Source organism: Streptococcus sp. 2154 (genome assembly GCF_013277255.1).
Taxonomy (GTDB): domain Bacteria; phylum Bacillota; class Bacilli; order Lactobacillales; family Streptococcaceae; genus Streptococcus; species Streptococcus pseudopneumoniae.
The window spans coordinates 45,686-53,724 of record NZ_VMMK01000014.1 but is presented as its reverse complement, the minus strand read 5'-3'; the positions used below and the strand labels follow the sequence as shown (position 1 = coordinate 53,724).

Genomic DNA, 8,039 nt, shown 5'->3' with positions numbered 1-8,039 from the left:
GTTTGGAACGCTTTTTAAAACTAAATGACTATAACAGCTATTGCCCAAGGAAAGAAAACAAAGAAACAAGCCTGTGTCGAACTTAATCTTTCTGAAAGACAAATCAATCGTCTGCTACTAGTCTATCAACAGAAAGGAAAAGAAACCTTCAGACACGGAAACAGAGAATTGGAAGATTTTTTATTTGTGTCTTAAATCAGGTCTTGCGTGACATTTTCTGCTCTCCACATACCATTGTTGATTAACAGAACACCAGAATTAAAATTATGTGTATAAAAATCATCTCTAACTGCAGCTAAGGGTATAGCCGTCAAGTCCAAATCCCACAGCTCATCTATCGATTTTCTTACAACAATATCTAAATCCAAATACAGTACACGAGACTCGCTTACATACTTTGGAATAAAATACCTAAAAAAGCCGCATATGAAAGTCCCTCAAAGGGGAGACGATAACCTTTCAGAATACTACTGTCAATCTAAACATTCACAATCTCACTATTCAAAGTCTCTAGTCTTTTTTCCATCAATTGGAACCATTCTCGCGGAAGGTCATCATTAAAAACATAAAACTTAAGATTATAATGATGAACACAAAGAGATTTTATTGTTGTTTCAACTTTATCCATATAAGCATTATCTGCACCTAAGACAATCGTTTTTTTCTCTTCTTTCACTCTTTATCTTATTTCTTTTTATTCCCATCATATGTTTCTACGTAACCATTATTTTCGCCTATTCGTTCGTAAAACCATACCAGTGGAGATTTTAGATGAAGTCTCATTACGGTTTACAATTTTTACATTACGACACGGAGTTTTACAAATCGATTTCATTTGCCAAACGTAGTTAGTAAGGCAGTTAGCTAGGCTACCTACTTTCTGCTACAACGGAAAAATCCACGAATCAATATTATTCGTGGATTTTTCCTAGTGAAGCGTTTAGGTAAGCCGATTGTTATACTACGACACGTAGTTTGACCAATCGATTCTATTTGCCAAACGTAGTTAGTGAGGCAGTTAGCTAGACCGCTCACTACCAGTTACGACGTAAAGTTTTACGAATCGATATTATTCGTAAAACTTTACTAGTGGAGCGCCTAGAGTCTGGGACAAAAAGATTTTGATTTTATGAATTCTTTATTATAAGTTTTTAAAATCGATAGATTAGACAAAAAAGCAAACAAAACAGAATTCTGAGTGTCAGATAACTTGTTTTGTTCGCTTTTTATATTTAAGGTTAGACTTTTGTCCCAGACTCGTTAGTTACTTAGATTGTTACACAATCAAATAAATTTACTGAACTACGACACTGAGTTTTACAAATCAATTCCATTTGTAAAACTCAGTTAGTGAGGCAATTAGCTAGTTCGCCAAATAGCGACTAGCGTCCAACAATTAGGAACTTTAGTTCCAATTGTTGGTACTGAGTCACATCTTCTCTTCCAACTCTACATCTGGATACTTGTCCGCAAACCAACGGAGAGCAAAGTCATTTTCAAAGAGAAAGACTGATTGGTCGAAACGGTCTTTAGCCAAGATATTGCGGCTTGATGACATGCGTTCATCCAAGTCCTCAGGTTTAATCCAACGAACGGTCTTTTTACCCATTGGGCTCATGACCACTTCTGCATTGTACTCGCCTTCCATACGGTGCTTAAAGACTTCAAACTGAAGTTGACCAACAGCTCCCAGCATGTACTCGCCTGTTTGGTAATTCTTATAAAGCTGAATAGCTCCTTCTTGCACCAATTGCTCGATTCCCTTGTGGAAAGATTTTTGTTTCATAACGTTCTTAGCAGATACTTTCATGAAAATTTCAGGAGTAAAGGTTGGCAGCGGTTCAAACTCAAACTTGTTTTTTCCAACTGTCAAAGTGTCACCAACCTGATAAGTACCTGTATCGTAAACCCCGATGATATCACCTGCCACGGCATTGGTTATATTCTCACGACTTTCCGCCATAAACTGAGTCACATTCGACAGTTTAGCCCCCTTACCAGTACGAGGCAGGTTAACACTCATACCGCGCTCAAATTCACCAGATACGATACGGACAAAGGCAATGCGGTCACGGTGACGAGGGTCCATATTGGCTTGGATTTTAAAGACAAATCCTGAAAAATCCTTGTCGTAAGGATCCACAATTTCGCCATCTGTTTTCTTGTGTCCATGTGGTTCTGGAGCAAACTTAAGGAAAGTCTCAAGGAAGGTCTGCACACCAAAATTTGTCAAAGCCGAACCGAAGAAGACAGGTGTCAATTCTCCAGCAAGGATAGCTTCCTCTGAAAACTCATTTCCAGCTTCATTTAAAAGTTCAATATCATCTTTTACCTGCTCGTAGAAAGGATTGCTGCTAAAAAGCTTGTCCCCATCTTCTAAACTGGCAAAACGCTCATCCCCCTTATAGAGCTCCAAGCGTTGGTTATAGAGGTCATAGAGCCCTTCAAAAGCTTTCCCCATCCCGATTGGCCAGTTCATCGGATAGCTCGCAATACCCAAGACTTCTTCCAATTCTTGCAAGAGGTCCAGTGGCTCACGACCGTCACGGTCTAGCTTGTTCATAAAGGTAAAGACTGGAATACCACGGTGTTTGACAACTTCAAACAATTTCTTTGTCTGCGCCTCGATACCCTTGGCAGAGTCCACGACCATGACCGCAGCATCCACCGCCATCAAGGTACGATAGGTATCTTCTGAGAAATCCTCATGCCCTGGTGTGTCAAGGATATTCACGCGCTTGCCATCGTAGTCAAACTGCATCACAGATGAAGTAACCGAAATCCCACGTTGCTTCTCGATATCCATCCAGTCAGACTTGGCAAAAGTCCCTGTTTTCTTTCCTTTTACGGTACCAGCCTCACGAATCTCGCCCCCAAAGTAGAGCAACTGCTCAGTGATGGTTGTTTTCCCCGCGTCTGGGTGAGAGATGATGGCAAAGGTACGACGTTTCTTAATTTCTTCTTGAATATTCATAAGTTCTCTTTCTTTGATTCTCTATTTTTCTTGTTTCAATAGCTAAGAATGATTTTTACATTGGATTTTACCATTCCTTTCAACACTCCATTATATCGGATTTTAGCATTTTTTTCAATTTCTATTTCTTTTCACTTATCCCTCCCTTATTTATAGGAAAATATGGTAAAATAGAACAGACTAAAAATCATCATTTCACGAAAGGATGCAAGATGAAAATTACGCAAGAAGAGGTAACACACGTTGCCAATCTTTCAAAATTAAAATTCTCTGAAGAAGAAACTGCTGCCTTTGCAACGACCTTGTCTAAAATTGTTGACATGGTTGAATTGCTGGGCGAAGTTGACACAACTGGTGTCGCACCTACTACGACCATGGCTGACCGCAAGACCGTACTCCGCCCTGATGTGGCTGAAGAAGGAACAGACCGTGATCGCTTGTTTAAAAACGTACCTGAAAAAGACAACTACTATATCAAGGTACCAGCTATCCTAGACGATGGAGGAGATGCCTAATGACTTTCAACAATAAAACCATTGAAGACTTGCACAATCTCCTTGTCTCTAAGGAAATTTCTGCAACAGAATTAACACAAGCTACGCTTGAAGATATCAAGTCTCGCGAGACAGCTATCAACGCTTTTGTTACCATCGCTGAAGAGCAAGCTCTTGTTCAAGCTAAAGCCATTGATGAAGCTGGAATTGACACTGATAATGTCCTTTCAGGAATTCCGCTTGCAGTAAAGGATAATATCTCTACAGATGGTATCCTCACAACTGCTGCCTCAAAAATGCTCTACAACTATGAGCCAATCTTTGATGCGACAGCCGTTGCCAATGCAAAAGCCAAGGGCATGATTGTCGTAGGAAAAACTAACATGGACGAATTTGCCATGGGTGGTTCTGGTGAGACTTCTCACTACGGAGCAACTAAAAATGCTTGGGACCACAGCAAGGTTCCTGGTGGTTCATCAAGTGGTTCAGCTGCAGCTGTAGCCTCAGGACAAGTCCGCTTGTCACTTGGTTCTGATACGGGTGGTTCCATCCGCCAACCTGCTGCCTTCAACGGGATCGTTGGTCTCAAACCAACCTACGGAACAGTTTCTCGTTTCGGTCTCATTGCCTTCGGTAGCTCATTAGACCAAATCGGACCTTTCGCACCAACTGTTAAGGAAAATGCCCTCTTGCTCAACGCTATTGCCTGCGAAGATGCCAAAGACTCTACTTCTGCCCCTGTCCGCATTGCCGACTTTACTTCAAAAATTGGTCAAGACATCAAGGGCATGAAAATTGCTTTACCTAAGGAATATCTAGGCGAAGGGATTGACCCAGAGGTTAAGGAAACCATTCTGAATGCAGCCAAACACTTTGAAAAATTGGGTGCTATCGTCGAAGAAGTCAGCCTTCCTCACTCTAAATACGGAGTTGCCGTATACTACATCATCGCTTCATCAGAAGCTTCATCAAACTTGCAACGCTTTGACGGTATCCGTTACGGCTACCGCGCAGAGGATGCGACAAATCTTGATGAAATCTATGTAAACAGCCGTAGCCAAGGTTTTGGTGAAGAGGTGAAACGTCGTATCATGCTAGGTACTTTCAGCCTTTCATCAGGTTACTACGATGCTTACTATAAGAAAGCTGGACAGGTTCGTACACTTATCATTCAAGATTTCGAAAAAGTCTTCGTGGATTATGATTTGATTTTGGGTCCAACTGCTCCAAGTGTTGCCTATGACTTGAATTCTCTCAACCATGACCCAGTTGCCATGTACTTAGCCGACCTATTGACCATACCTGTAAACTTGGCAGGACTGCCTGGAATTTCGATTCCTGCTGGATTCTCTCAAGGTCTACCTGTCGGACTCCAATTGATTGGTCCCAAGTACTCTGAGGAAACCATTTACCAAGCTGCTGCTGCTTTTGAAGCAACAACAGACTACCACAAACAACAACCCGAGATTTTTGGAGGTGACAACTAATGAACTTTGAAACAGTCATCGGACTTGAAGTCCACGTAGAGCTCAACACCAATTCAAAAATCTTCTCACCTACTTCTGCCCACTTCGGAAATGATCAAAATGCCAACACTAACGTGATTGACTGGTCTTTCCCAGGAGTTCTGCCAGTTCTCAATAAAGGGGTTGTCGATGCCGGAATCAAGGCTGCTCTTGCCCTCAACATGGACATCCACAAAAAGATGCACTTTGACCGCAAGAGCTACTTCTATCCTGATAACCCCAAAGCCTACCAAATTTCTCAATTTGATGAACCAATCGGATATAATGGCTGGATTGAAGTCGAACTAGAAGACGGTACGACCAAGAAAATCGGTATCGAACGTGCCCACCTAGAGGAAGACGCTGGTAAAAACACCCATGGTACAGATGGCTACTCTTATGTTGACCTCAACCGCCAAGGGGTTCCCTTGATTGAGATTGTATCTGAGGCAGATATGCGTTCTCCTGAAGAAGCCTATGCTTATCTGACAGCCCTCAAGGAAGTTATCCAGTACGCTGGCATTTCTGACGTTAAGATGGAGGAAGGTTCGATGCGTGTGGATGCCAACATCTCCCTTCGTCCTTATGGTCAAGAGAAATTCGGTACCAAGACTGAATTGAAGAACCTCAACTCCTTCTCAAACGTTCGTAAAGGTCTTGAATACGAAGTCCGACGCCAGGCTGAAATTCTTCGCTCAGGTGGTCAAATCCGCCAAGAAACACGCCGTTACGATGAAGCGAATAAAGCAACCATCCTCATGCGTGTCAAGGAAGGGGCTGCTGACTACCGCTACTTCCCAGAACCAGACCTACCCCTCTTTGAAATTTCTGACGAGTGGATTGAGGAAATGCGGACTGAGTTGCCAGAGTTTCCAAAAGAACGTCGTGCGCGTTATGTATCTGACCTTGGTTTATCAGACTACGATGCTAGTCAGTTGACTGCTAATAAAGTCACTTCTGACTTCTTTGAAAAAGCTGTTGCCCTAGGTGGTGATGCCAAACAAGTCTCTAACTGGCTCCAAGGGGAAGTCGCTCAGTTCTTGAATGCTGAAAGCAAGACGCTGGAACAAATCGAATTGACACCAGAAAACTTGGTTGAAATGATTGCCATCATCGAAGACGGTACTATCTCTTCTAAGATTGCCAAGAAAGTCTTTGTCCACCTGGCTAAAAATGGCGGTGGCGCGCGTGAATATGTGGAAAAAGCAGGTATGGTTCAAATCTCAGATCCAGCTGTCTTGATTCCAATTATCCACCAAGTCTTTGCGGATAACGAAGCCGCAGTTGCCGACTTCAAGTCAGGCAAACGTAACGCCGACAAGGCCTTTACAGGATTCCTTATGAAGGCAACCAAAGGCCAAGCCAACCCACAAGTTGCCCTTAAACTACTTGCACAGGAATTGGCGAAGTTGAAAGAAGATTAATATGTAAAAGAAACCAGCCTTGAGGTTGGTTTTTTCTCCCCTACCATCTCCCAATAACTATTTTGGCTTTATTTCCAGAAGATTTTATGGTAAAATGAAGAGTAATAATATTTATTAAAGAGGTAAAAACATGATTGAAGCAAGCAAATTGAAAGCTGGTATGACATTTGAAACTGCAGACGGAAAATTGATCCGCGTTTTGGAAGCTAGCCACCACAAACCAGGTAAAGGGAACACAATCATGCGTATGAAATTGCGTGATGTCCGTACTGGTTCTACATTTGATACAAGCTACCGTCCAGAAGAAAAATTCGAACAAGCTATTATCGAAACTGTTCCAGCTCAATACTTGTACAAAATGGATGAAACTGCCTACTTCATGAACACTGAAACTTACGACCAATACGAAATACCAGTCGTAAATGTTGAAAATGAGTTGCTTTACATCCTTGAAAACTCTGATGTGAAAATCCAATTCTACGGAACTGAAGTAATCGGTGTAACTGTACCAACTACTGTTGAATTGACAGTTGCTGAAACACAACCATCTATCAAAGGTGCTACTGTTACAGGTTCTGGTAAACCAGCAACCATGGAAACTGGACTTGTTGTCAACGTTCCAGACTTCATCGAAGCTGGACAAAAATTGATCATCAACACTGCAGAAGGAACTTACGTTTCTCGTGCCTAATCTCTAGAAAGAGGTCATTCTATGGGAATTGAAGAACAATTTGGCGAAATCGTTATCGCTCCACGTGTACTTGAAAAAATCATTGCCATCGCAACTGCTAAAGTTGATGGTGTCCACTCATTTTCAAATAAATCCGTATCTGACACCCTATCAAAACTCTCTCTTGGTCGTGGCGTCTACTTAAAAGAAAGCAACGAAGAGCTAACTGCTGACATCTATCTCTACCTTGAGTACGGTGTGAAAGTACCTAAAGTAGCTATTGCTATTCAAAAAGCAGTCAAAGATGCTGTCCATGATATGGCTGATGTGGAACTTGCTGTTGTCAATATTCACGTTGCGGGAATCGTTCCAGACAAAACACCAAAACCTGAGTTGAAAGATCTGTTTGACGAGGACTTCCTCAATGACTAGTCCACTATTAGAATCCAGACGTGAACTTCGTAAATGCGCTTTTCAAGCTCTTATGAGCCTTGAATTCGGAACAGATATGGAAACAGCTTGTCGCTTTGCCTACACACATGACCGTGAAGATGAAGATGTGCAAATCCCAGCCTTTCTTCTAAACTTGGTTTCTGGTATCCAAGCTCGAAAAGAAGAGTTGGATAAACAAATCAACCAGCACCTCAAATCAGGCTGGACAGTTGAACGCTTGACCTTGGTCGAAAAAAACTTACTACGCTTGGGTATCTTTGAAATTACATCATTTGATACACCTCAGCTGGTAGCAGTCAATGAAGCCATTGAACTTGCCAAGAATTTTTCAGATCAAAAATCAGCCCGTTTTATCAATGGATTGCTTAGTCAATTTGTAACTGAAGAAAATGAATAATCAAAAAGGTGTTTGGTCTTCCAGGCACCTTTTGACTTTCCCCTCTGCACAGAGTAATACTCTTCGAAAATCTCTTCAAACCGCGTCAACGTCGCCTTGTCGTATATGTGTTACTGACTTCG

9 protein-coding genes and 1 pseudogene are annotated in these 8,039 nt (G+C 41.9%); 7 read left to right on the top strand and 3 right to left on the bottom strand.

Features of this window, described 5'->3' with window-relative positions; genetic code table 11:
- Positions 1 to 24: 24 nt before the first annotated feature.
- Positions 25 to 165: pseudogene (locus tag HT693_RS00930) on the top strand (helix-turn-helix domain-containing protein); the annotation flags it as partial.
- Positions 166 to 191: 26 nt separating this feature from the next.
- Here the strand turns inward: HT693_RS00930 and HT693_RS00925 are convergent.
- The 3 genes from HT693_RS00925 to HT693_RS00915 all read right to left on the bottom strand — a co-directional run bounded on the left by HT693_RS00925 (position 192) and on the right by HT693_RS00915 (position 2,974).
- Positions 192 to 368, bottom strand: coding sequence for a glycosyltransferase (locus tag HT693_RS00925; RefSeq protein ID WP_001816247.1), 177 nt, complete (start codon positions 366 to 368; stop codon positions 192 to 194).
- A gap of 110 nt (positions 369 to 478) precedes the next feature.
- Positions 479 to 676 (bottom strand): glycosyl transferase family 8, encoded by a 198-nt coding sequence (locus tag HT693_RS00920; protein ID WP_119920200.1) that lies wholly within the window; start codon positions 674 to 676, stop codon positions 479 to 481.
- A gap of 753 nt (positions 677 to 1,429) precedes the next feature.
- On the bottom strand, positions 1,430 to 2,974 hold the full coding sequence (locus tag HT693_RS00915) for a peptide chain release factor 3 (protein WP_001025441.1): 1,545 nt from the start codon (positions 2,972 to 2,974) through the stop codon (positions 1,430 to 1,432).
- Between the two features lie 212 nt (positions 2,975 to 3,186).
- Here HT693_RS00915 and gatC point away from each other — a divergent pair, with 212 nt between their 5' ends.
- The 6 genes from gatC to nusB all read left to right on the top strand — a co-directional run bounded on the left by gatC (position 3,187) and on the right by nusB (position 7,917).
- A complete protein-coding gene (gene gatC, locus HT693_RS00910; protein ID WP_000705411.1) occupies positions 3,187 to 3,489 on the top strand; it encodes an Asp-tRNA(Asn)/Glu-tRNA(Gln) amidotransferase subunit GatC in 303 nt (100 codons plus the stop codon).
- Positions 3,489 to 4,955 carry an Asp-tRNA(Asn)/Glu-tRNA(Gln) amidotransferase subunit GatA gene (gene gatA, locus HT693_RS00905; protein ID WP_000143716.1) on the top strand — a complete coding sequence of 489 codons (1,467 nt, stop codon included), beginning with the start codon at positions 3,489 to 3,491 and terminating at the stop codon, positions 4,953 to 4,955. The genes gatC and gatA overlap by 1 nt, the downstream gene beginning before the upstream one ends.
- Entirely contained in the window at positions 4,955 to 6,397 is a 1,443-nt protein-coding gene (gene gatB, locus HT693_RS00900; RefSeq protein WP_001008686.1) for an Asp-tRNA(Asn)/Glu-tRNA(Gln) amidotransferase subunit GatB, read from the top strand. The genes gatA and gatB overlap by 1 nt, the downstream gene beginning before the upstream one ends.
- Positions 6,398 to 6,527: 130 nt before the next feature.
- Positions 6,528 to 7,088 carry an elongation factor P gene (gene efp / locus HT693_RS00895; protein WP_000568643.1) on the top strand — a complete coding sequence of 187 codons (561 nt, stop codon included), beginning with the start codon at positions 6,528 to 6,530 and terminating at the stop codon, positions 7,086 to 7,088.
- 21 nt (positions 7,089 to 7,109) lie between these two features.
- The gene (locus HT693_RS00890; protein WP_138704720.1) at positions 7,110 to 7,499 is read left to right on the top strand and encodes an Asp23/Gls24 family envelope stress response protein; all 390 of its coding nucleotides are present in this window, start codon (positions 7,110 to 7,112) and stop codon (positions 7,497 to 7,499) included.
- Positions 7,492 to 7,917 (top strand): transcription antitermination factor NusB, encoded by a 426-nt coding sequence (nusB, locus tag HT693_RS00885; protein WP_172924669.1) that lies wholly within the window; start codon positions 7,492 to 7,494, stop codon positions 7,915 to 7,917. The genes HT693_RS00890 and nusB overlap by 8 nt, the downstream gene beginning before the upstream one ends.
- The last annotated feature ends 122 nt before the right edge of the window (positions 7,918 to 8,039 follow it).